The organism is Nocardia sp. Tas62D01 (assembly GCF_055232035.1).
The window spans coordinates 4,765,275-4,792,068 of sequence record NZ_JBUYUZ010000001.1 but is presented as its reverse complement, the minus strand read 5'-3'; the positions used below and the strand labels follow the sequence as shown (position 1 = coordinate 4,792,068).

Genomic DNA, 26,794 nt, shown 5'->3' with positions numbered 1-26,794 from the left:
GATCGCGGTCCAGGTCCGCGGGATCGATGCGGAGCCGCCGCGCCCAGGTGTCGCGGGTCGCCGTCACCTGTGCGCGCAGGTCGGGGTGGCGCGTGTCGCGGGCCCGCTCGGTCGCCGCGGCCAGCGCCTCGACCATGCCCGCTCGCAACAGGTTTCGGTAGCGCAGGTCGGCGATGGTGGCGCCGAGGTTCTCCGGCGACAGATCGGCCTCGTCGAGGCCGAAGCGGTGCGCCAGCCGGTCGCGGGTCCGGTCGATGGGTTCGGGGCGCGGGGCGCGGTCCGCTGGATCGGCGGGCGCGGCCGGCCCATCGGAGTCGGCAGACCCGACCAACCCGTCGCGACCAGCAAGCCCTGCCGACCCACCAAGATCAGCAGGCGACGCCGACCCATCGGCATCAGGCCCGGCCAGGACGTCGGGATCAGCGGGTGCGACTGGACCATCGGGATCGGCCGATGGACGCGAGCTCGTGCTCATGGGTGCCGCGGACAGTTGCGGTGGCCGCGGTTCCTCGATCGGCAGGCCCGCGCGGCGCAGGTCGGCCTGTACCTCGCGCAGGCCGTCGTCGGGCGCCTCGGCCAGCCAGAACTGTTCGTCGCCGTAGCGTTCGTCGCTGGTGAGCGGCCCGAAATCGTCCGGGTAGCGCATACCGGGGCCATCGGCATCGTCGAGGAACCCTCGCGCCCTGGCGATTTCAGCGAGTTCGGCCAGGGCTGCGAGCGGATCGCGCAGCCCGGTGAACGTCTCGTCGAGCCCCAGTGCCTCGGCCAGCCGGCGAACGTGCTCGACCTCGGCCTCGGTGAGCGGGTCGGCGTTGCGCTGGTTGGGCCAATCGCGCTGTTCGCGAAGGAACTCGGCCACGTCGCGCAGTGGATTCCCGGTGCGGCGTGGACCTTCCGGACGACCGCCGGTAGGCGGCTGCGCGTTCGCGGGCGGAGTCGGCGGACCGGACGGCGGCTCGCCACCCCCACCGTCGCCCTCGGTCGCAACATCCGCCCCACGCGAAGTCGGGTCCTCGCCGCGCGTACTTCCCGCGACGGGTTCCCCGGCCGCAGGCGGCAGCTGTGGCGCGGGTCGGGCGTTCGGATCGAACGGGTCGGTGGCGGATCCATTGAGTTCGCGTTCGAGTTCGGCTAGGCGGTCCATGGCGCGGCGGTGGATCTCGTCCAGCTCGGCTTCCAGACGCGCGTGCAGTTCGTCCAGCGCCTGCGCCTCGGGAGAGGTGTTCGCCGCGTTGAACGGTTCGGCGGCGAGCTGGTCGAGTCGGGCGACCGCGGCGTCGAAGCGCCGGTCGAGGTCGGCGGCGATCCCGTCGAGCTGGGCGAGGGTGTGGCGGAGCAGCTCGTCGAACTGCTCGTCGGTGCGGCGGGCCGCGGCGTCGAACTGCTCGCGGATGCGCTCGAGCGCCGCCTCGGCCGAGTCCTCCGGCGCCGCGTCGGGGCGGGCCTGGTCGGGCGATTCGATCAGTGGCGTCTCGCCTGCGGCGAGCGTGCCTCGATCCGGGCGCAGGCGCGTGGACAGGTCGTCGAACCGTTCGGCGACCTCGGCTTCGAGTTCGGCGAGGCGGTCGAGGGCGCGCTGCTCCATCAGGTCCAGATCCGCACTCGCCCGGCGCAGCAGATCATCGAGCTGCTGGTCGATTCGACGGTGGAGCGCGTCGAGCTCTGCAAGCGCGCGGTGGGCATCGTCCCGCGCGGAGGACGACGGTGGCGGCCCGGGCTCGTCCTGTTGCGCGGCGACCCGCGACTCCTCCGGCACGTCCGGCTCGCCGGTGCCGAGATCGTCCGATACGCCGTGTCCACCATCGCCGGGTTCGTCGGGCTCGTCGGGTTCATCTCGACGCGCGGCGGCCGGTGGGTCCTCGGGCGGTTTCTGCGCACCGCCGTCGGCGCTCGGCTCCGGCGCCGGAGACTCGGACCCCGCCTGCGGACGCGGCGACTCCTCCCCGGAAGGCGGGCGGCGCTCGCCACCTCCGGTAGGACCGTCGGCGGGGCCACCGCTCGGGCCCTGGGGCCGCGCGGGCAGCGCGCCCGGAGCGGGCGGCAGGTAGGCCTGGTTCGGCGGAAGGGGAGCCGGAGCGTACGGGATGCCCGCGCGCCATCCGGTCAGCGGCGGTCGGTCCGCGTCCCAGTGGAAGCCGAGAGCGATCGCCTGGGCGTTAGCCCGCTGCCAGGTCGCCAGGGGATTGTCGTCGAGGAACCGTGCCTCGGCCAGCATGTCGTTGAGCAGCACGAAGTCCTGCGGCAGCGGAGCCCCGTCGATCAGGCGGTTCCATGATTCGGCGACATCGGCGAGCCAATCCATTCCCGTGTGCACATACCGGCCGGTCGGGTCGGCGTGGTCGCGCACCCGATGCTCGGCGACCATCAGGTGGTTCTTGATCCGCGCCAGTTCCTCGCGCGTGAACGTCGGCACATCGTCGCGCATGTGCTCGGCGAGCGCGGCCGCGATCTGTTCGGGATCGCCACCGCTCGCGAGCAGTTCGCGGATGTCTTCGACCGTGTCGCGGATCGCGTCCGGATCCTCGGCGGCGAACCGGTCCGCAAGTCCGCGCGCGACCCGGTCGATCTCGTCGTGGATGCGCATCAGCTGGGCGTCGACGTCGCCGAGCGGGTCGACACCCACCTGCCGCAGGACCAGCTCCTGCGCGACGACGTCCACCACCTCGCGTGCCCGCGTGTCCTGCTCGGCGCGCCGATGCCGTTCTATGCCGTCGGCGATCCCGTCGAGGTCGGTGTCGTCGGCGAGGAAACGCTGGTATTCCGCGTTCGCCCAGTCCTGTACCCGCTGCCAGGCCGCGATGTCGCGGTCCCATTCGCGCTGCAGGCCCTCCGGGATGTCGACTTGGCCACCCGGCGGCACATGGTCGGCCGCGTTCCACGGGCGGTGCATCGGCTGGATGTTGCGCTGCGGCGGGGCGAACCATTCGTAGTTGCGGAACACCGTGCCGAACGGCGGCAGGTGCTGCAGCCACGGCCGCGCCTGCACCCACTCCCCGATCTCCGGATGGCGCTGGATCCACGCCCGCACCGCCGGATGCTTCGGCACCTGCGCCGCCATCAACAGCAGGCGCACCACGTTGTACGAATCCGCGCCCCAGTGCTGGGCGAACAGATGGTTCGGGTCCACGCCCGAGGTGTCATATCGCGAAGGAGCCTGCGGCATGTGCACCGGGAGGGTGCTTTCGGGGATCATGCCCGGCGGTACGTCGTCGGTCGGCAGCGTGATGTCGTTGACGACATCCTCCATCGCCCACCCGCTGACACCGTCCGGCGGATCCTTCGGCGTGAATTTCTTGGGCAGCTCGCCGTGGTCGCGCCCGAACTCCCAGGTCGGACGGGTCGGGTCGACGGGGTGCCAGACGTTGTCGCCATCGCGCCACGAGGTGATGTCCAGGCGACGGCCGCCGATCCAGCCGGTGCTCAACCGCTTGATCTCGGGCGGGTCCATGTCCTCCACCCGCACGTTGTCCTCGCGGTCGGCGAGCACCCGCCGGTATTCGACCGTGGTCTCCGGCCGCACGATCGCCTGCGCCACACCAGCACTGCGGCGCAGGGCGTCGGCCAGGGCGGCATCGTGGTCGGCGCGCGGCGAGGCCGGGTCGGGACGGGGACCGAACACGATGATGCGCGGTCGCTCGCCGTCGATGATGCCGACTCGGTCGGTCACCATCCGGCCGCCGCTGCGCTCGAGGAGGTCGCGGCACGCACCCGCCACCCGGACCATGTCGTCCTGGATGCGGCCGATCGCGTTGTGCGCGTTGTTCACCTCCCGCGCGACCGCATCGAGTGCGGCGATATCCCGGCGGCGAGCAGCGGCCCCCTCGTCGGAGAGCGTTCCGTCGGCGAGCCCGTCCCGGACCGCCGCGCGCAGGTCCGCCACCGTCTGGTCCAGCCGGTCCGGCTCACAGGCTGCCTGGTCGACACGTCCCTGCGAGTCCAGCAGGCCGAGGCGGGCGGCGAGGTCATCGCGCTCGAGACGGAGCGGCTTGACCTCCCGCAGCGCGTCGGCCCGGCGCTGAGCCAGCTCTTGCAGCGCGTCGATCACGTCCTGCGGCCGGGATCGTTCCACCCCGACGCCGGCCCTGCGCAGCTCATCGATCTGCTGGTCCACCCGCTCGATCTGCTCGTCGAGCTGGTTGACACGCTCGGCGGCTGCCGCGAGCTTCTGGATCACCTGTCTGCGGTGCTCGACCTCCAGCGGCGCCGGCGCGATCCGGTCGGTGTGCGGCATTTCGTCGAGGCCGCCCAGCTCGTCGATGGTCCGGACGTTCGCGGCCTCGTACAGCCGGAGGAGAGTGGTCTCCAGCTGATCCCCGCGCAGCGCCGACTCGTCCAGGGCGACGTTGTCACCCCAGCCGTCGCACGGCGCGGCCCGGTCGTCGCGCTTGAACCGCCAGAATTCGCGCTCGCGGGTCAGCCTCTGACGCTGCTGGATGAGCTGATCGTATTGGCCCAGCGGCGTCGTGGACCGCTCCAGGTTCGTCAGTTCCGTCTCGAAGCGGGCGACCTCGGCGTCGGCGTCGGCGCAGTCCCGTGCGGCCTGTTCCAGCGCGTCGATCCGGGCGAGCTGTTCCGGCATCTCGGTGACCGGCATGATCTGGGTGCGCAGGTCCTCCAGGGTCCGGTCCAGGCCGTCCGGTCCAGGCCGCAGAGCCGCCCAGTCGTCGGCAGCATGGATTGGCAGCGGCTCGGCGAGCTCGTCACGCCGCTCGCGCAGTTGGTCGCGCCGGGTCCGGGCCTGCTCGAGTTGGGCAGCGAGCCGGTCGTATTCGGCACGGGTGTCGGGCGACATCCGGTCGCGTGGGTCCTCGGACCCCTCCGCATCGGCGGCCGGCGACTCGTCTGCGCCGCGCGGCGGTGTGCCCGGTTCCGGAGTGTCGGCGGGTGAGCCGGCCGACGGCGCAGGATCGGGTCGCGCCGGGGACGCCGACTCCGGTGTGCCGGCGCCCGAATTATCGTGTGGCGCTGTCCCGATCGGCGTGTACAGCCTGCGCAACCACCGCGCCCGGTCCTCCGCCATCCCGGCGTTCCATTCCGCCTGTTCCGCGCGGAGTCCGGCCCACGGATCGTCGGGGTCGGCGTCGGCGGTGCGCCGCAACCGATCCGCCTCGAGGGCGGCGGACCATGCCTCGTTCTCCGCCTGCTCCAAGCGCAGCCAGGCCGCGCGGTCGGCGGCCATGTGGGCATTCCATTCGGCCTGTTCGGCGCGCAGTCGGAACCACCGGTCATCCGGGCGGGCGTCGGCCAGTTCGCGCAGCCAGGCGGCCCGGTCGGCGGCCATGTCCGCATCCCAGTCGGCCTGTTCGATCCGCATCTGGAAGTACCAGTCCGACGGCGGCTCGTCGCCGGGTTCGTCCGCCGAACGTGGTGCGGCGGGAGGCTTTCCGGCGCCGCCGTCGCCGGAGGCGGGCTGCCCGGTGTCGGTGTCGCCCGGCTCGGCCGCGCCCTCGGTCCGTCGCGGCGCGCCCGCGATGTGCTCCGGTTCGGCGGTCCCCTTGTCGGTCGCGTCCGCCCGTGGGGCGATCGGCACGACCCTGATGGTGCCGTCCGTGTCGACCCGCAACTCCCGCCGGTCGAGCACCCCCGCCACCTCCGGATACCGGGCCTCGACATCGGCGAGCGCGCGAGCGGGGTCCGTGCCGCCGAGATTCACCACCAGCACCATCGGCGGCTCGCCCGCGAGGATGCCGACGCGATCGGTGATCGGACGGGCATCGGCGCGCAGCAACACGTCGCGTTCCAGGGCGGTCGCCATCGCCCGATCCAGGCGCTCGACGCGCTCCTCGGCGCTGGCAAGCCGTTCCGGATCGCCCGCCGCACGGGCGGCATCGCGTTCGCGCACCGCGGCCAGGTTCGCCGCGGCCAGCCGATCCAGCACCGCCTGCCGCCGGTCGGCCTCGGCGCGGCGGCCTTCGTCGGGGTCGAGTGGACGCGGCGGACCGAATTGCGGCGGGTTGTGCTCCGCCTCGCCCGCATCGATCGCCCTCGCGGCATCGTCGTGGCCGTTGCGCGACCCGAAGGACAGCCGGTCGGCCATGCGCCGCAGTCGTCCCTGGGGTTCGCGCCGGATCAGATCGGCCCCACCGTCGTCGAGCATCCGGGTGATCAGCTTGACCAGTTTCTTGTGGTCGCGGTCGGACATGCCGTGGAACGGCCTGGCCAAGGCGTCGTTGAGGCCGCCGTCGCCGGTCGGAGCGGGCACCCGCCACCCACCGCTGCCATCGGCCTCCAACACGATGCCGAACGAGTAATCGGCGATCTCGATCGACTCCGATCTGGTCCGCGGCCACGACACCCTCGGTCCGCTGCCCGGCTCGGGCAGCGGCACCTGCCTGGTGGCCAGCCGGTGTGCTACCACCGCCGGATGAGGTTCGCCGACCTCGGGCTCCGTGCGGAAGTTCGTCAGTGCGTCGTGCCGTAGCGAGCCCTTGTTCCGGCTGCCCTCGTAGGCCTCGTGCGCGTTCGCCTCTCGCTGGTCCTTCTTTGTGTAGAACATCTCCGGACCGAGTTGGCGCAGCCACGCCTCGAAGCCGAGATCGGTTTGGCGGGCCAGCCGATAGCGCAGATAGTGCGCCAAGAACTGTTGCATCGTTTCGTCGCGGTGCGGCGCACGATACGGTCCCTCCGCCTCGGACGACGACAGCCAGCGGGTGCGCCCATCCGCCTCGCCGGGCGAGACCCCCAGATAGTCGAGGCGATGGGTTCCGCTCCACAGCACGTCGGCATATGCCGAGTTCCGTACGGACAATTCGCGCAATGCGTCGACGTGCCCACCCCGCTCTGCCGCGATGACGAGCCGGTGCACGCCCCGCTCGCCCGTGAACAGCGCGATGCGTTCGGCCAGGAGGACACCGGCGGGATCCCGGTCGAGCAGCGCGGTGATCGCGCGCCGCGCCGCCACCAGGTCGCCGACCTCGGCGGGAGCAACCCGGGCCGGCGCCGCCGGATCGTCGGCCATCGGCCATGGCTGGTACCTGCCGTGGTTGTCCGCGGCGGAACGGGCGACTGCCATCGCGATCTCGGCCTCGGGAAGGCCGACCTTGTCCACGTACTTGCGCAGGGCGGCCAGCCCGGCGTCCATCGCGCGACGCTCGGGTGGCACACCGTCGTCGGCGCGAGACGCCTTCCGGTATGCCCGGTCGTAGGCCTGGGTGTAGGCGGTCTCAGCCGGCCCGACGGGGACGAAGCGTCCCGACTCCCGCAGCACGCGCAAAGTTTCGATTTCGTCCGCGAAGTCACCGGTGCGCATCCGCCGCAGCTCGGGCGAGTCCGCCTTGTGCGGATTGGGGGCGTTGTCCAGGTCGGCGGCGGTGAATCCATTGGCGCGGTCCCATTCCGCGGCGTAGTAGGTGGCGTAGTCGACGCCATCGATCAGCGGCCCCTGCTCGACCAGCGCGGCGCGCACGTCCCGCACCGCGGCCCGGAAGGCCGCCGCGTCGAGCATCGTCGGCCGGACCGAGGAGTTGCGGCGATACGCATGCGCGGCGAGCTTGCGTGCCTTCTTGCGCGCCTCGTCGAATGTCTGACGCAGCCGGTCGTCGTGTTCGGCGGTGCGCGGCGGCGGGCGCCACCCCTCGCTCTTCGAGCGCTCCTCGCGCTCCCGGGTGAACTCGAAGACCCTGGCGTGCGCCTCGGCCTGGCGGTCAAGCATCGCGCTGATGTACTCGTCGCGCGACAGCGTGAGCCGTTCCAGCGGCCCGTCGCCCGCCCGCGACTGCTCGGCCATGGTGGCCGCGTGGACCATCGCTTCGGCGAGCTCGAGCGCCGACGAATTCAAATTCAGGTGCAGCACGACGGTATCGGCGGACGGGACGTATCCGGTGTCGGACCGCAGCACCTGCCTGCCCTCGCGGGCGGCCGGTTGGTCGTCGAACGTGAACCGGAGCTCGACGCCGAGCCGGTCGATGGTGCTCATCGCCCACCGGCCCACAGAATTGGCGTCGGCGCGCCCCTGCTCGCCCCACACATTCATGTACACATGCAGCTTGTCGCCGTCCCGCTCCCGCATTACACGCTCGAACCGGTCGGTCACGTGGTCGGCCGCTGCCGGCTCCTCGGCGACGGGACGGTCCGGTTGCGGTGCGTCGGGCTGTCCCGGCTTCCGCTCGCGCATCGGTCGGCCGTCCTCGGACCAGACATTGCGGATCTCGGTCTGGTGCCGCAACCGCACCGCACCCGAGTCGTCGACGTCGACCCAGACCCGGTCGGCGACGACACCGAGCTGCTCGGCGTGCCGCAGCGACCTGTCGGGCGCCTCGTCGCCGGTCACCGGCGTGAACCGGTCACCGGTCTCGGCGACGAACACCTTCAGCGGCGATTCGGACAGCAACGCCACCCGGTCGGTGAGCCAGCTGCCACCGGCCTCGCGGACCTGCCTGCTCATCAAGTCGTGTCCGACACGCGCCGCGAGCTCGAGGGCGACTTGGTCCCGCGCCGCGATCGCCCGCCCGCGATCGCCCGCGAGGTCGATCAGCACCCGCACCTGAGCCCGCAACAAGTTCATATCCTGTGCGAATACCCCGGGGATATCACGCCGCATATGTGTGAGGTCTCGCAACAGGCTCGCGAGCACAGCCGGCCGATCCTGTGCGAGCACATCCTGAAGCACATACCGGTCGAACACATCCAGGTGGGCAAGCCGGTCGAACACAGACAGGTCGGCCAGGTCGCGGACCTTCTGGTCCCACACCGCGTCGAGTTGTGGGGCCAGATGGTCCCACACCGCGTCGATGCGGCCAATCTCCCGGGTGCGGGCCGTGTGCCTGCGCACGAGTTCCTGCGTGTCGCGCGCGGCCTCCGCGGTCGTCGGCCGGTACTCGTCGGTCGCGCGATCGTGCTGCTGGGCGGCGTCCCAGTCGCGGCCGTGTGCACTGCGCGCGCTGGTGCTCTCCTCGGCGGACCACGGTGCGTCGAACAGGTCACCGGCGAGCAGCGCGTCGACGCCAGCCGCTCGTCCGAGTTCCCGCAGCCGCTGCGCGTCCAGCGACGGATCGGCCTCTTGCGCCCTGGACACCGCCGCGTCGTAGGCGTCGAGGTACTTCTGGCGCACCGCACGCTGGTAGTTCACCCCGACCGGCGCCAGCGCAGTCGGCCGGCCCGGGTACCCGGCGTCCTCGAGCTGACGGAGGAATTCCGCCTGCCTGCCGGTCGCCACGGCATCGGCGCGCAATTGCGCCGAGACGTATTCCTCGCGCGTCGTGCCTCTGATCCGAGAGGGGGTGACCTCCACCTGTCCGGCGCGGATCGCCTCGGTCAGTGCGGCCAGCCGCACGAGCTCGCTCGCCTGCTCCACCTGCCCGCGGTCATGGGTGTCGATCAGGATGTCCATGGTGCGGCGGTCGAAGGCGTCCGCCTCGCCGATCTCGTTCCCGAGATCGGCGAACCGCACCCGGGCGCCCTCCGCGCGGAGTACCTCCGCCGCCTCACGCCCGATGGCGGACTGTTCGAGCAGCTGCCACACCTGGGTCGTGGCGATGTCGATCCGGCCGAGCTGCCACAGGTCTTCGCCGTGGTCGCCGGTATCCGCGCGCTCCGGCTGGTCGGCCGTGCGGTCCGGGTCGACCGCGTCATCCGCCGCCGGTTCCTGGTTCCCGTCGTCGGTCCGGTCGGGTGATTCGGCATCGTCCGGCGTCGAGCGGGTGTCCGCATGGGCGAACTCCGGCTTGGTGAAACGCACTGTGGGCAGGGTGTTTTCGCCGGGATCGCCCGGCTCGACGCGTACCTGAGTGAAGCCGTGCTCGGCGGACAACTCGCCGAGGATGGTCCGGGCCACCGCTTCCTCGGGCGTTTGGTAGAGGTCCCGCCGGTCGGCGTCGACGGTGTCGGAATCGCCTTCCCGCTGCCACTCGCCCCGGATCTCGCTTACCCGGTGCTCGCCGAGTTCCGACATCGCGTTGCGGAACATGGTTGCGCCGTCCGTCGGCCCGGTCGTCAAGCGCATGCGGACGCGCAGGACGCCCTCGGTGGGGTCGAGGGTGGCGTAGATGCCGTGGGTGTCGTTGTCGCGCCACTCGTAGACCTGTTCGAACTCGCGGGCCACTCTGACGGCGTAGTCGTCGCCGACAGGCGTGGTGAAATTCGGCGGCTCGGACCGCTGCACCGGGGCGATGTCGCGGGCGTGCTCACGCACCTGCGCCAACCGTTCCATAACCAGGTCGTGCCATTCGGTGCGGCCGTAGCGCTCGAACTCCGGCCGCAGCGCGGCGACCCGTTCGGTGAGGATGTCGACGGCTTCGCGGGTCAACGCGTTGTCGCGGTAGCCGACCTTTCCGTCCTTCTCGCGGCCGAGGAATCCCTCGGCGAACGGGCTCACGGCATCCCGCGCTTCGGCGCTGTTCTCGAAGGAACGGCTGTGGTCGATACCGGCGAGCCCACGGTCCGGCCCGGCGAGCCAGCCGAGACGATCCCGATCCGGGATGCGGACGAGCGTGTCCAGTAGACCGAGCGCGCGGCCCGGCATCGAATCGGCGTAACCGAGTTCGTGCGGATCGACGAAGTCGGGATGCCGGTCTCCGGCCGGTTCACCCGCCATCACCTGCTGGTAGACGACGGTGGGCTCGTGCAGCACGGACTCGGGCACCGGCGCGTCGATGGCGCGGCCGAGCACCCCGGTCAGTACCTCGGCGACGGCGTGACGCGGGTTGACGACGGTCTTGCGGATCAGCTCGGTGCCGTTGCCGAACCGGACCAACTCGACTCGCCGGGCGCTGTGCGCCGAATCGCCCTCGCGCAGCACGGTCACCTCGACCTCGCCGGAGTCCAGCGCCTCCGCCACGATCTGGTCGAACGAGCGGGCACCGTCCGCGGCATCCCAGGCGGCACCGTAGAAATCTGCATAGGTCTGGTCCGGACCGATGGGATGGGTGCCCATCAGCGGGCGCAGCGCGTCGAACGCCGCCGTGCGCGCCTGGTCGTCGAGCCGCTCGGCCCCGGCATCCGGCTCGGCCGCTTCGGCCACCGCGCGCGCGGCGTCGTACGCCTCGGTGTACACCCGCTCGAGCTCGGTTTCCGGGATGTCGTGCGACGCACGCAGCTCGCGGATCGCGGCGAACTCCTTGAGGTGCGCCGCGGTCTCCAGGTCGAGCATCATGCCGATGTACTTGCGCCGCGACGATTGCGTCCGAGCCAGGGCGGCGCTGGGCATGTCCGGCCCGTGTGCGAGGTCGGCGTACATGCCACCGCGCACCAGCGCGGCGCGCTCCAGGGCGTCGTACGCCTCGGTGTACAGCCGCTCGAGCTCGGTTTCCGGGATGAGGTGCAACCCACGCAGCTCGCGGATCGCGGCGAAACCCGTGAAGTGCTCCGCGGTATTCAGGTCGAGCATCATGAGGTGCTCCGCGGTATTCAGGTCGAGCATCATGTCGACGTACTCGCGCCGCGACGATTGCGTCCGAGCCCGGGCGGCGCTGGGCATGACCGGCCCGTGTGCGAGGTCGGCGTACACGCCACCGCGCACCAGCGCGCGCATCTGCTGGGTGTCGGTCAGACCGGGATCGAGGACCAGTCGCCGCTGCGCCGGATAGTAGCGATCCGGCGCGCCCGATTCGTACTCGATCCGCACCTTGTGCGCGGTCAGTGCCCGGTCGATCTCCTGGCCGATCTCGGTCCGGGCCAGCTCCGCACGGATGCGGGCGGTCCGCTCGGCCGCAGCGGTCCCGGCTAGGTCACGCGGCGTGACCTCGCCGATCGGGTCGTCCGGCGCGATCCGCTCGGGCTCGTCGACCGCTCGGACTTGCACGCGGCCGAAGTCGTCGGTCGCCACCTCGAGGAACCGGCGGTCGACGGTGTCGCGGCCGAGCAGCGCGGCCGCGAACGGGTCGCGTTCCGCGTCCCGCATGACCCGCTGATGGTCACCGGCTTCCGCGGCGATCACCAGCCGGTCCGGCTCGCCCGGAACATAGGCGACGTGATCGGTGCGCACCCGAGCCCCTGACTCGCCGCGGACGGCCGCACCGAGCACGTTGCGCGCGGCCAGCGCGGCAAGGCTCTGCCGACGTCCCTCGAGCCGGGTCTCGGCTTGATCCCGCAGATCCGCCAGATCGGCCAGGACGCGCAGATCGTGCTGCCTGCGCAGCAGCTCCGCGCCGTGGTCCACCCAGGTAGTCGTGTCCAGCGCTGCCTCGGCCTCGCGCAGCGCCCGCTCGATCTCCGAGCGCGAGACGTCGCGGGTACCGTCGCCGAAGACCACCTCGGCCTGGCGGGCGAACTCCGCGGCGGCCTCCCGCGCTCGCAGCCCGGCGTCCTGACGGTTCAGCGCACCCTGCCACAGTTCGTCCGCGGTGACCGGCGACAACGGACGGTGCCTGCCCGGCTCCGCCGCACCGTCCCGGCCGACATTGGCCTCGTCCCAGATGTTCCCGTAGTAGTCGGCGTAGTTCTGCCCGTTGTTCCATTCGGTCCGGCCGATCGGCTCGCGCAGCGCCGCGACGCCGCGATCGTGGGACTCGGCGCGCGTCCCCGCATTGTCCGAGCCCTGGCGAGCCATCTCCCGGTCGAACACTTCGCGATAGTGCTGCTCGAGCGGATGCTCCGCGATCTCGTAGCCGAGCGACCGCAGTTCCGCCGCGAGCCGGAAGTGCCGGCCGGCGGCGGCGGCTTCCTCGTCTTTCATCGCGTCGACGAAGTCCTGACGCGACATCGCGCGGATGCGCTCGGGCGTATTCGGTGTCGTGCGCTGCAGATGACGTTGCGCGTGCAGCGATTCGTGCGCCAGGGTCAGCGCCTGCTGCACATGCGAGTTGCCCGAGGTGAAGGCCAGTGCCGCCAGCTCCCGGCGCCGGAACTCGCCGGCCCGCCCGTCCGGCGCGGTGTCTTCGAAGCGGGTGCGGATCGGGCCGTTGTCCAGGCTCGCCAGGATCTGTTTGCCGAAGTCGGTCTGCCGGAGCAGGTCACGGACCTGGTCGGCGGGAGTATCCAGCAGCAGGCGGTCGTTCGTCGGTGCGTCGACGTCGCCGCCCACCGCGACCGGATTCTCCGCGTGGTGGAGCAGCAGATCATGCAGCGCGCGCACGGGTTTGCTCGCGGGGCCCAGATCGCCCAGCTCGTGGCGCATGACGACCTCGGCGAAAGCTTCGGCCACTGCCTCGTGGTCGTTCAGCAGGCCCTCGTCGTCGAGGCTGTATCCGCTGAGTTCCGCCAACCACTCGCCGAAATCAGCGTCGGGGTCCTCGGCGGCCAGATCGAGCAGGAGACGCTCGGCCCGCATCCGGGCGGCGAGACCGCCCGCGTGATCGAGCGCGTGACCGTATTCGTGTACCGCGACGGCATAGACCGGCCGCCGCAGCATCATCGGCTTGATCTGGTCGTTGGCGACGGCATTGTGCACCGCCGCGCGGAAGCCCCGCGCGCTCGTCGCATGGTCGTAGCTGAGGACGATCGCTCTGGTGAACACGGTCTTGGTGACCTCGTCGATCTGACCGTCGGCCCACCCGAGCTCACCCTTCTTCAGATCGCCGATGCCGATGCTGCGCAGATCGACGTACGGGAACTGCTCATGCATGTCGACCATGGCCCTGGCGTATTCCCGCACCACCTCGGGGTCGAGCCCGGGCAGGTCGAAGCCGAACACCTCGAACTCGGGGTTGCCCATGGCCTCACGCAGCAGGTCCTGCAACCGCTCGCCGACCTCATGGGGACTCAGCTGCGACCACTCGTCCGCACCCGGGACACCGAGCACCTCGGTATCGGGCAGGTCCGGGGCGATGTCCTCGGGCGGACGTGCGACGCGCGAGGAGTCGTCGGCTATCCGGTCCCGGTCGGCCCGCAGGTAGTCGCCGTCGTCCGTCGACCGATCGTTGCGGCGGAGCCGGTGGCCTTCCGACGTGCCCGACGTGCCCGGAGTGAGCCGATCGATGAACCGGCCGAACCTGTTGCGCGGCTGACCGCGATCCTTCAGGTCCGCCGAACCATCGTTGAGCAGTTCGACGATCCGCGCGACCAGCTTCTTCCGATCGGGCGCCGCCAAACCCTGCAGATGCGTGGCCAGGACGTCGGAGTCCGATCGGGTCGACACCGGTGCGGGCACGCGCCAGCCACCGTTGCCGTCGGGTTCCAGGTGGATGCCCAGATGGGTCGACCCGACCTGGAAGACCTCCAGCTGGTGATGCGACGGGCGCCGGATCCCGGTGCCGCCCGGCAGCGGGATCCGGCGGGTGTACAACCGGTGGGCGACCTCGGCCGGATGCGGCGGCGTCAGCGGCGGGTCGGCGGCGGCCGCCGCGCGGAATCCCACCTCGCGGAAGCCCTCGACCAGCCTGCCCGCCACATGCCAGCCCTGGCGGCGCGTACCCCGGGCCTGCTCGGCGTCTCCGGAGGTGTAGAACGCCTTGGGGCCGAGCTGCTTCAGCCAATCGTCGAACCCGAGATTGGTCAGGCCCTCCGCGCGGTAGCGCAGATAGTGCGCCAGCATCTGCGTGCGCGCCTCGTCCTTGGTCGGGTAGCGGTAGGGCCCCTCCGCTTGCGTGACGGTGATGTGGCGCATGGTCGGCACGCCACCGGCCCCGCGCACTGCGGCGCGGTAGTCCAGGTGGTGCGACCGGTCCCACAGCACATCGGCGAGTTCCGGATGGCTCGCCGCCAGTTCGCGCAGGGCATCGACGTGCTGACCGGGCTCGGCGACGACGACCAGGCGTGGGCGCGACCCCAGATTGTCACCCGGGTAGCGCGCGACGCGGTCGCTGAGCCGCTCGGGATTCGGGTGGCTGTCGAATTCCGTGTCCAGGGCCCGCCGCGCGAGGTCGGCGTCGTCGGCGCGTCCGATCTCGCGATTCGGTGTGCCGTCGGCGGCACCGTCGGAGTCCTGGGCGATCGGGTCCTCGGGCACTTTCGGGTAGCCCCACCGCGACTCGTCGTGGCTGCCTGCGGCGCGGACGACGTCGAGGGCGATCTCGGCATTGTCCAGTCCGACCCGGCCGAGAAAGCGGCGGACCGCTTCCCGTCCCGCCTGGTAGGCGACCTCTTCGGGTGGTGGCGCCGCGGGGTTGCGGCGGTGCGCCTTGTCCCCCTTGGGGTACGCCTTGTCGTATGCCTCGGCGTAAGCGCGCTCGGCCGGGCTGACCGGGACGTACTCGCCCAGATCGCGCAGCATGCGCAGAGATTCGATCTCCAGCGCGATATGCGCGCTGCGCTCGGCGATGCGGGCGCGGGTGTCCCCGCGGGTGGCCGGTGCGTCGGCGACGGGGACGCGGTCGGTCGGCGCAATGCCGTGCGCCCGGTCCCACGCCGACCCGAAGTGGTCGCCGTAGCTGCGCCGGTCGACCATCGGCCCGAGGCTGTTGAGGTGCTCGCGCATGGCTCGCACACCGGCGCGGAAGGCGGCGCGGTGGTAGAGCGGGTAGGACCGGACGACACCGGACTTCCAGTACGTCTCATGCGCGTACTTCAGCGCGTCGTTGTATGCCTTGACGTAGGCGCGTTCCAGGTCGTCGACGCCGATCCGGTTCAGATCGATCTTGCCGATGAAGTCGGCGTTGCCCGAGAACATCAGGGCATACGCCTCGGCCATCCGATCCAGCATCAGGTCGACGTACTCGCCGCGGGACATGGTGAGCCGCGCGAGCGGTTCGCCCATGGCTTCGTTCACCTGCTCGGCCAGCCGTGCCGCGCGCAGCAGCTCCGCGGCATGCCGCTCGGGGCCGGAATCGGCATCCAGCACAACAGTGTTGGTGACCGGGTCATAGCCCGCGGACGGGCGCAGGCCGTACCGGCCGTCGTTCAGCCGGACGATGCTCGCCTCGGATTCGGTGCTGAACCGGATGTCCACCCCGAGCCGCTCGAGCACGGCCGCCGCCCATTTGCCCTGATCGCCATAGTGGAGTTCACGCAACGCCGTGGCGAGCATGGTGCCCGCGTGCTCGGTGATCGTCCGCGGGTGCATCCCCTCGCCCGCCCGATACCGGGGCGGATCGGGCTCCACGTGTGTCGCGGGCGCGTCGGCGGAGTCCCGGAGTACGTGCAGGACACCGGATTCGTCGCCGTATACCTGGATGTCGGCAGGCGGCGCGTCGCCGGTCGTCGCGGCGCGATCCGACAGGTCCCGCTGGACAAGGTCCGTGATCTCGCCGATGAGCCGGGCCTGGTCCGCGGTCGCCCGCGCGTGCTGTGCGGTCAGTTCCGCGAGCAGCAGCACATAGCTGGTGCCGTTCCAGATGTGGATGCGCTCCGACAGTTCCCAGAGCATGTCGAGAAGTCCCTGCCGGTCCGACCGTTCCCAGAGCCTGTCGAGAAGTGCCTGCCGGGTGGACCGGATCTCGTCGTCGGGAAGGTTGAATCCCTCTTTCAGGCGCCGGAACACGCGATCCCAGTCGGCCTCGATGCGCATCACCTCGCGCCTCGCCGCCGACTCCGCCCGCTGGAGTCGCTCCAGTTCGCGGGCCGCCGCGAGGGTGGAAGGAACGTATTCCGCCATCCCCTCGGGTGAGCGCGGGCGGTGCGCGGCGTCCCACTCCTCGCCCGCTTCGTGCCTGCCGCTCAACCCATCGCGCGGATCCTCCCGCGAATCGAACCGTGGATCGGCCAGCAGCTCGTCCACCGGGGGCCGGCCCTCCGGTCTCTCGCCCCTGGTCGCGGCGTCGAAGGCATCCAGATAGACCAATTCCAGCGCGCGGCGCTGCACGGCATCGACCAGATCGCGCACCGGTCCGCCGTACGGGTCGTAACCGGCCTCGCGCATCTCGCGGTGGAATTCGGCTTGGCGGCCGAGCGCCTCGGCCTCCGCGCGCACGCGCGCGGCGACGTGATCGGCCCGATCCAGCGCACGGATGCGGGCCGGAGTCACCTCGAGCCTGCCCTCGACAACTGCCCTCGCCAGCTCCGCAGCCCGCACGACCGCAGCCGCCTGAGCCAGCTGGTCGCGCCCACGGGTGCCGATGAACACTTCCATCGTCCGGCCGTTGAACCCGTCCGGCCGCCCCGGATCGTCGCCGGGTTCCTCGAACCGGATCGCGGCGCCGAGGTCGCGCAGCCGCGTGAGCGACTGCCTGCCGATCTCGCTACGCGCCAGCACCTCCCGCACCTCGGCAGCGGCGACATCGGTCGGCCGATGCTGCCAGCCGTCGGGTTGCCCGTCGTCCGGACGGACGAGATCACGCGAGCCGGGCTCATGGGCGGGCCGATCGGGCTCGTCGGGCGGTGCATCGGCATCGCGTTGCGGATCGTCGGTGTCCCCGAGCTGCTCGGCATCGGGCCGAATCGCTTGCTGTTCCGCGGAATCCGGACGCTCAGCGGCGGCGTCCCGCGACACCGGTCCTGAATCGCGCCGGTCAGCGGGACCGTCGCTGCGGGCATCGCCCTCGTCCCGCGGCTGCTCGGATTCGGACCGAAACGCATGCCGCCCAGCGGCATCCGGGGTTTCGGCGGCGTCTCGTCGCGCCCCGTCCGGCTCGTTGCCGGCAATGTATCGCTTGAGCCGGAATTGTTCGATGAACCGGCCGAACCAGCCGCGCCCCGCACTGCGGTCGAGTGCTTCGCGCAGCAGGTCGTAGGCCACGCGCACGGGTTCACTGACCTTGCTGCGACCGCGCAACTCCACTTCGGCGAAAGCCTCGGCCAGCGCCTCCACCGGGTTCAGCACACCGGACTTGTCGAGGCTGTACCTGCTGAAATTGTCCTTCAGCCAGTTGAGGTAGCCCTGGGTGGTCGGTTCGCCCAGCTGCTCGGACATGTAGTGGTTCAGCAGCGCTTCATCGAGCTTGCGCCGGGCGTAGCCGCTGCTGGTGAAGTCGAGGATGTGGCCGAACTCGTGTACCGCTATCGCGTACACGGGCCTGCGCTCGACGCCGGGATGGAACCATCCGGACGCGAGGGCCTTGTCGACGTCCTTCCGGAACTCCGTCGCGCTCGCGGCATAGTGCGCATTGATCAGCAGGTCGTCGGCTTCTACCCGGAGGCTGCCGCGGTCGATCATTGGACCGGTTTCCACCGGGCCGAGGTCGGTGGCCTCGCTAACGCCATAGATCAAGAGTTCCGCGAAGACGCCGCGCGGCCGATCGCCGATGACAATTCGGCGCAGGTCCGCCTGCGGGTACTTCCCGAACATGTCGACCATCGCCCGGGCGTATTCCCGGAGCACCTCGGCATTGAGGCCGACCCGATCGAAGCCCGTCACCTCGAACTCGGGATTGCCCGTAATCTGGCGCAGCGTGTCGCCCAGCTTCTCCCCGACCTCCGCCGGTGTCAGTCGTGACCACTCGTCATCGGCCGGTGCGCCGAGCAGTTCGACGTCGCGAGCGTGCGGCGCGTGGTCCTCGTCCGGCGCGCGGTGCGGCGCGGCAGCGTCGCCCGTCCGCTGATCCGAGTTCTGCTGCGCGACATGCTCGGGATTCGCGTCCTCGGCGATGAACCTGGTCGCGCGCGCGTCGGGCAGTGTCCCCTGGACGAGCACCTGTGCGAACGGGTCCGGCAGGTCGAGGATCGGCTTGAATCGCCACGACGCGCCCTCCGGCGGCAGCCCCGTGCGCCACTCCAGGATCACCCCGTCGCCTTTGGTGAAATGCTCCGCCGCGGCGCGCGTGCGCGACCACGACGTGGTATCGCTCTCCGCGGCGCGATGCTGACCGATGTGCTCCTCGGGGGACAGGTCCTCGGTTCCCCGCGGCACCGCCCGACCCGAAATCGCCTCGGTGTAGGAGGGATTGACTGACCCGTCGGGCAGCAACCGGGGGATGCCGCGGAACAGGGGTGTCCCGCCCTCCGGCAGATTCCCCTCGAACAGGACATCTCCGTTGCGGCCGAGCGAGTCGTCGAGTTCATCGCCCGGAAGGTCCACGTGATCGGGCTCGAGCGAGATGGGCGCGTCACTGGTGTGGGGCGGGTCGGCGGCCGACTGGGTCAGCAGGTCGTGCAGCGCGCGTGCCGGGGGGCTGAGTGGGTCGGCAGCGTCGTAGTCACCACGGAGCACATGATCGGCGAACGCCTCGGACAGTGCCTCCTCGGGCCGCAAGTTGCCGTCGCGGTCGAAGCTGTGGCCGCTGAGCTGGTGCAGCCAATCCTCGTAGCCGAGATCCGGGTCGCGGGTGTCGTCGTCCAGGTAACGCTCGTACAGGTATTCGTCGGCCCGATGGCGCGCGGTCTGCTGACTCGCGTGGTCGAGCGCGTGACCGTACTCGTGCGCCACCACGGCAAGCACCGGACGGCGCAGCACTTCCGGGGAGAACCGGCCGTTGTCCACACCGAGCTGCATCCGATCACGGAAGGTCTGCGCGCTGGCCGCATGGTCGTAGCTGAGGACGATCGACTCGGTGAACATGCGGCCCGAGGCATCCAGCCGCGGCTGCGCCATGCCGATCACCTTGGGCGGCAGCCCACCGATACCGACGCTGCGCAGGTCCACGGTCGGGAACCGGTCGAACAGATCGACCATCGCCCTGGCGTATTCCCGCACCACCTCGGGGTTGAGACCGGGCAGGTCGAACCCGAAGACCTCGAAGTCGGGATCGCGCATCGCCTCGCGCAGGTGCTCCTGCAGCCGCTCGCCGACCTCCTCCGGACTCAGGTGCGACCACTCGTCCTCGCCACGTACGCCGAGCAGCTCGGCGTCGCGAGCGGCCGCGGCATCGCTGTTGTCGTCCTGTGGCGGAAGGGCCGATTCGTCGGCGTCGCGTGCCGGGGCGTCCGCGGGAGGTGCCTGGTCCGGCATCCGCACCAGCGCGGGCGATTCGATGCCGCCGATCACGTCGATGCGCACCTGCACGTCGTCACGGTCGAGACGGAACTCGCGGGATGTGACGTCCCCATGCTCGGAGACGTGCACGAGGTGATATTCGACCTGCAGCGTGCCGTCCCGATGCGCACGCAGAAGTTCGTCGCGGGCCTTGGTCAACGCCCGGCCCTCCGCGCTGTCCGGATCGACACCGCGCGCCAGCATCTCCTCCGGCGTCTCGGTCAAAATCCGCCGCAGATTCTTATCGATCGCCGCCGTGCGACGCAGATACTCCGGCGAACCCTGTTGCGCCTCAGCGACTTTAGAACCGCCCAGCTTCGAACCGACACCCTTGGCCTCGACCACCACCAGCTTCGGCTGCCCGCGGTCTATGCCGGGAACCAGCACCGCGATGTCGACGGTATCGGCGCCGTCGATCCCGCCCTCGAACGGAGACAGCAGCACGGCGCCCGGCCACTTGTCCGGATCGACTGCGAACGCCTTGCCGCCCAGCTCGCCGAGCGTCTTCGACGCGTTCACCAGCAACGGACCCAACCGGTTGAACTCCGCGGCGTTACGCTGCAGCTCGCCCAGACGCCTGAGCTTCGCCACCTTCTCCGCTTCGGTCAGCGACGACTCCAGAATCGCGGCTTGCAGATCCCGCACCCGCGGTAGGAGCTTGTCGTCGGCCAGCTCACTGATCTTCTTGATCCCGAACTCCGCCATATGACGCTTGACCACGTCATTGGCCACGTTACGTCCGGCCTGCAACTTCGCCCGCTCCGCCACCTTCTCCGCCAACTTGTCGGCGGTGGCCTGATCGGTCACGTCGTACGGATGCTCGGGTCCGGGGTCGGCGAAGAACCGGTACGGCATCTTCGTGTTCGTCAGATGGTCGGTGACGTACTCGTTGCTCTCCACGTCGCGCAACCGGAAACTGTCGTTGCGGTAGGTGCCCGGGCCGTCGTCCTTGTGGTGCCACGTGCCGTCCGGATCACGGTAGGAGTCGGGGCGATCACCCAGCTTGTGCAGCAGACCGTCGGCGTCGAGGTACATACCGGGCGGAACATCGTCCCCGGTGCCGCGCTCCAACTGCTGCTCGACGTCGTCGGACTCACCGAGGAAGTCGGGCGTCTCGTCGGGTGTCCGGTCGGGGTCGCGCGCGGGCTGGGCCGCGGCATCATCCTCCGAACCGTTGCGGTCCAGCGGCGCCAATTTCCGATCACCCGGCTCCGGCACCATCCCGTCCGCGACGCGCGGCGGGGTCGCCGGATCGGACGTACGCTTCGCCTCGTCCTCGGCGCCCGGGTCGCGGTCGCCCGGCAGAACCCGTCCCGGGTCCGGTGGGTTCGCATCGTCGCGAGACCGCGCCGGATCCGGTGCCGGGGTCGGGTCGGACGGCGAATGCGGCGGTATCGGATCGGCCATCTCGGCTCGCATCCGCGCCTGGAACTGCTTCGGCGTCTCGTCGCTGCGCCGACCGGCGATCTCGCCGTCGCGGCCATAGGCGGACTCGGGCGCGGCGGTGTCGGTGGCCGGCCGCGTCTCCTCCTGGGCCCTGGGTGGGGGTGTGGGCGGGTGTTCGGTGGTACCGGTGCCGGGCGTGTCGCGAGTGGGAGCGGGTGTCGCGCCGTCGCTCGGGGGGGCGCGGGTCAGGCCCAGCCGGGCCGCGGCGGCGTCCTGCAGGGGCTGGACCATATCGCGGAACTGCTGCTCGGCGGCCAACAGCGTGTCGTGCATCGGTGCGGCGGCCCCGGCCTCCGCGTCGTGGGAGTCGCGGGCCTGCGAGTACCGGACCACCACGTGCTGCACGGCCGGGTTCGCGCTCAGGGCATAGAGGTCGTCCACGCGCGAGGTGTAGTACTGCACGCTGCCCCGCTGACCGGCCCGGGCGGCCCGGTTCTCGGCCTGAATATCGATGTCGTGCGAGGTCGCGGAATGGCCGGTGACGATGGCGTGCAGGCCACCCTTCGCGTTCATGTCCTTCCCGATGGGGATGTCGACGCCGCGGGCACCCTGCATGTTGATGATCAGGATCTTGCCCTCTTTACCCGCCTCGTCGAAGATCGCCTGCAACCGCTCCTCAGCGTGGACACCGTTCTCGGCCACCCAGGTGGCATCCACCGCCACATGCTCGATACCGGTGCCCTTGGTGAGCTCCGCAACCCGGGCCGACAATTCACCGACGATGTCGTTGCGATGCGCCAGCACCAGCTGCGGCCGGCCCGACTGGTGATTCTGGACGATGTCCGCGGCAATCTTGTCCAGCTTCGTGGCCTCGTCTGGCGACACGTCGTCGGCGCCGTGGACCAACTTGGAATCCTCATGCCGCGGAATCTCCGTGACGCCGATTCCGTAGTCGCCGTGCAGCCGCCCGGCCACCCCCGTGGCCGTACCCGATGCACCGGTCACGGCATCGTAGTGGCCGTTGATCAGCTCCTTCGCGGACTTCTCGTTCGTGCTGCCCGGGTCGTCGCGAATCTGCAGCCCGTGCTCGGCCTCGATGGCCTGTGCGAGGCCACCGTTCCAGCGACTCTCCGTCGAGGTCTCTGGATCGAACATCACCTTGTGGGTGGTCTGATCGATGATCAGCACCCGGCCCTTGTCGATGATGAAATGGACCTTGTTCCGGTATTCCCACTTGGCCGCGGCGGCCATGTTCAACCGGTTCAGCTCCTCCGGGGTCAGCTCCCGGCCCAGCGACTCCTCGAGCTTGGCCCGGCCCGCGTCGATCAGCACGGCCGGCCCGCCCTTCTGGTCCGGTTGCCGGCCGAAGTCGGCCTCCGTCAGGACAGTGTTGCCTTCGGCGTCCTTGGCCAGGCTCTCGTTGAGCAGGTCGCGCGCCCCGGTCACCTCGGCCGCCACCCGAGCCGACGCCGGCTCACCCGCCCCTTCCGACAGGATGTAGGTGGTGTTCGCATGCACGAGCGCCTCATCGATCTCATCGATCGCGACGTGCTTGCCGGGTGGAACGTTGTCGCGCAGATGACCGAACCCGACATCCTCCATGGTGCCGATGTAAATCGTGGGCTTGTCCTCGGCAGGTTTCGCGTACGCGTGGTCGGGGTTCATCCGCACGATGTCGAAACCCATGTCGCCCAGTGTCTTCAGGTACCGGGTGATCTCGCGATTCGCCAAATTGTCCCGGGTCGTCAGCACTTGGACCGTGCCGTGCTCCACCGCATCTATGGTGGCGCTGGCCAGGAAGACCAGCGACTTGCCCTCGCCCGCATCCATATTGATCGCGCCGTCCCGGATGGCGAGCGTCGCCATGACCTGCGTTTCACGCAGGATCTTGCCGTCCTCGGACTGGCGGATCGCCTCGATCACGGCGGCGAGCTTGTCGGCCTCCGATCCCGATTCCAGTTCCTGGCGCAACTTCTCCGGCGCAGCATCTTTCAGCTGCAGATGCTCGGGGATATCCGACCCGGTCCGGGTGTGGTAGTACTCCAGCGCCGCCCTGCCCGCGGCCCGATACGCCTCGGTGAGCGTTTCGCCGCGGACCCCGTCGGCATGGGCGGCCCGCGCCGCCGCCACCATTTGGTCGGTGGCGTCGTGCAGGACATCCACGTGATCGGCTACCGCGGCGTGGTATTCGGCTTGGGCCGCAGCCAGATCGCTGCGCAGGCGGGCAGCCGGGTCCTCGCCCGGAGCATGGTCGGGGTGCGGGGTCTCGTCGACCACGCTCTGACTCAGCGCCTCCTGCGCCCGCTCCAGCGCCTGCTGCGCGCCATCGACCCGGCGCTGCGACTCATCGATCCGGTCTCGCTGCTGCCGTACTTGCGCGGCGGGTTCCTGGGCGTCGGCGGCACCCTGGCGTGCCTGTTCCGGCGCGGGATCGTGTGTCCTGGGGTAGTCAGCGAGCGGTTTGTCCTCGTGTGTCCGGCCGCTGTCCGGCGACCCTCCGTCGGTCTCCGGGTGCCCGATGCCGGTGGGGTCGGCCGACCGCGCCGCCGGATCCGGTGCCGGGGTCGGGTCCGATGGCGAATGCGGCGGTATCGGAGCATCGTCCGCGGGCCGCCCACCGGCGACCCGCCACCAGGTGTCGGCATTCTTGCGGAACTCGCGGGCATGCCATTCCGCCTGCGCGGCCCTGATCCGCAACGACCGTTTCGATACTCCTTCCGGTAGGTCCGAATCATCGATGCGGTTCACCAGGTCGCGCAGCCGCCGTGCCTGCTCGGCTTCCCTCCGGGCGTGCATGTCGGCCATCTCGGCGCGCATCCGCGCCCGGAACTGCTTCGGCGTCTCGTCGCTGCGCCGACCGGCGATCTCGCCGTCGCGGCCATAGATCGGGCGGTCGTCGGTCGGACGCACCCGCGGGTCGGAGCCGCTGGGCGGTACCGCCCTTCCCTGACCGTCGAACAGGATCGCCGACACCGCCCGGACGTCCATCGGCAGATCCGGCGGGAACCCCTTGCGGATTTCCGCGCCGGGGTCGGACACCCCGATACGGAATTCGCCGGTGTCCAGGTTCATGCGCACGGTCAGGGTGTAGGCATGGGAACCGACTCCGTGCTCGTCCACCGGGCCGCTGTATTCGTCCACCACGAGGGCGCGCGGTCCACGGCCTTCGGCGACATCGCGCGGATCCATCCCCGCGGCCATCCGCAGCAGTTCGTCGGCGATGCCCTGGTGGCGGGACTCGTCCGGTCCGCCGTCTGGGTAGTCGTACAGGCGGCCGTCCGCGGACTGCTGGATGTCGCGCACCGACATGCCACGCTCGCCGACCTGCCCGTCCGGTGGCCGGATGGTATCGCTTCCGGTGGCCTGCTGGATCTCCTCGAGCGAGAGCCGGGCACATTCCCCGCGAATTCTCGGATCCTGTTGCGGCGCATCCGATTCAGGATCATTCCGAGACGTCTGGTCCGGTTCCCTGCGCACGGGATCATCCCCTGGGCCCGCGCGGCGCGCCGGCCTGGACTCGCCGGAGTCACCGGCGAGCGGCAAGACGACCGGTTCCGCGGTGTCGCGCCGACCGTCTCCGGATTCCGGTGTGTCGCGGGATCGCGATCTCTCGCCCTCGGGCCGGTCCGCACCGGTCCGGCGCGTCTCACCGTCGTTGCGCGTCTCACCGGTCTGCCGGGTCTCCCCGGTCTCGCGCCTCGATTCGGCTCGCGGCGCCTCTGAGTCGGCCTCGCCCGCATGCACTGCGGGCTGGTTGCCGACGGAATCGGAGGTGCGATCCGCGACACCGGCCCGGCCCTTGTCGGCGGATGTCCTGCGACCCGCGTCGCTGTCCGGCGTGGCGGCCTGGGCGCGCGAGTCCGCGGACGGCGCGTGCCGCACGTCGCTCGATCCGGGCGAAGCAGGCGACGCGGGTGTGGCGCCCGGCGCTACACCGGTGGACGGTGGCGCGCTCGTGGTGGTCGTCCCTGCGGGCGGCGTGGCCGCCGGGCCGGTCAGCGGAGCGTCCCCGACCGGTGTCGCGCCGGTCAGCTGTGTGTCCGACAGCGACCGAGTCTCGGGGTTCTGCACGCCGCCGGCGGTGCCGTTCTGCGCACCGGCCGGGTCGCCCACCACGGCGCTGTCCTGTTGGCCCGCAAGGATATTCGGTTCCTGGGACCGGTCGGTGTCGGCCGAGCGATCCTGCTTTCCTTCGTCGGCGAGTCCCGCGCCGCTGTCGGACGTGGACCGCTCCGCCGACGACGACTGCTCACCAGACGAGGCACGCTCTCCCGACGAGGACTGCTCACCGGACGAAGTACGCTCGCCCGACGGCGACTGCTCACCCGAGGACGCACGCTCGCCGGAGGAACCCTGCTCACTGGACGCTTGCGCGGGGGTCGTGGATTTACCGCTGTGCCCGGCCTGATTGCCGTCCGCCTGGGCGCCATCGGAGTCCGCGCTGGTCGAAACCTGTTCTCCACCAGTCGAAGTGGTGTCATGGGCGGCGCTGGAGTGCGACGCGTCCGAACTCGCGGGGCTCGACGACGTATTGTTGCCGTTCCCGGCAGCGGCAGGCATTCCGGCACGCGGAGCCCCCGCATCATTCGACGCACCCGCACCGTTCGGCATCCCAGCACCGCGCGGCGCGCCGCTGCCGTCGCCGACACCGGACATTCCCGCACCGTCGGGCCGGAAACCCACACGCGGCCCACCCACATCGGCGAAAAGATTGTCCAAGCGCTTCCCCAGGTCGGGACGGCTCATCGTGGTCGGCATCAACTTTTTCCACATTTTGGCCGCACCGACCTTGGTCGCGGCGGTCATGGCCCCGTTGGACGCGCCCGCGGTGAACATCCGATAGTCGATCGGTGTGTTCCCCAGGTTCTCCAGCGCCTTGTCCAACCCGCGGCCCATGATCAGGTCGGCGCCGAACTGCGCCGCCGCCGCACCCGCGAAACCCGCTGTCGCCCCGGCCAATCCCGCCGTCGTCCCGGTGATCACGCCGTGCAGTAACGGGTTGAATTCCCGGCCGAACCTATCGGTCAGCGCTTCGCCGACCTTGTGTGCCAGCGGCCCGGCCGCGACGCCGCCAGCCGCGGAGCTGATGGCGGTCACGATGACCTGTTCGACGTTGATGTTCTTGCGGTGCCCCTGCTGCACCTGGTATGCCTGCACCCCGTATTCCTGCATGGTGCCGAGAATCGTGTCGATCGCGACATGCTTGAGCAGGAAGTTCACGAACCGGTTCGCGACGATCCGCCCGACCCGCTGAATCACCGCCTGCACCAACCGCTGACCGATGAGGCGGACCGCGATCCGGGTGAACGCGATCGCCGCCGCGTCCACCGCGGGCTTGAATGGACCGGAAAAGAACGACGCCGCCAACTCGCCCGCCAGCATCGCCAGCGAAGACCAGTACATCAGCTTGCCGTACTCGATCTCGGTGCCGACGTCGTAGGCGGAGTCGCCGATCTCCTTGAAATAATCGGCCAGCTTCGACAGCGTCTGGTCGTCCTTCGCGTCGCTGCCGCTGAAATACAGGAAGCTGTCGAAGGCTTTGACCATCTCCTCGTAGCCGTCGCCCGACGGATAGGCGGTCGTCGACGCGCTCTTGGCCGCCTCGATATCGGGGATCACCGAGCGCAACTCGTTCGCGGCGGTCCGCCAGTCCCCGCCCAAGGCCCACATGTGGTCCTCGTTGCCGTCGGGCCACTCCATGCCGACGATCGGCTCGAGGTACTTCAGTACGGCCGGCAGCTCGATAGGCAT

At 70.3% G+C, this 26,794-nt stretch carries 1 protein-coding gene (running past one end of the window); it reads right to left on the bottom strand.

The window, feature by feature from the left end; genetic code table 11:
• Nucleotides 1–26,794, bottom strand: the 5' portion of a protein-coding gene (locus tag ACV7NQ_RS22570) for a WXG100-like domain-containing protein (protein ID WP_463361468.1). The gene continues 7,106 nt to the left of window position 1, outside the view; the window shows 26,794 of its 33,900 coding nt (coding positions 1–26,794); it begins with the start codon at nt 26,792–26,794; the stop codon falls past the left edge of the window.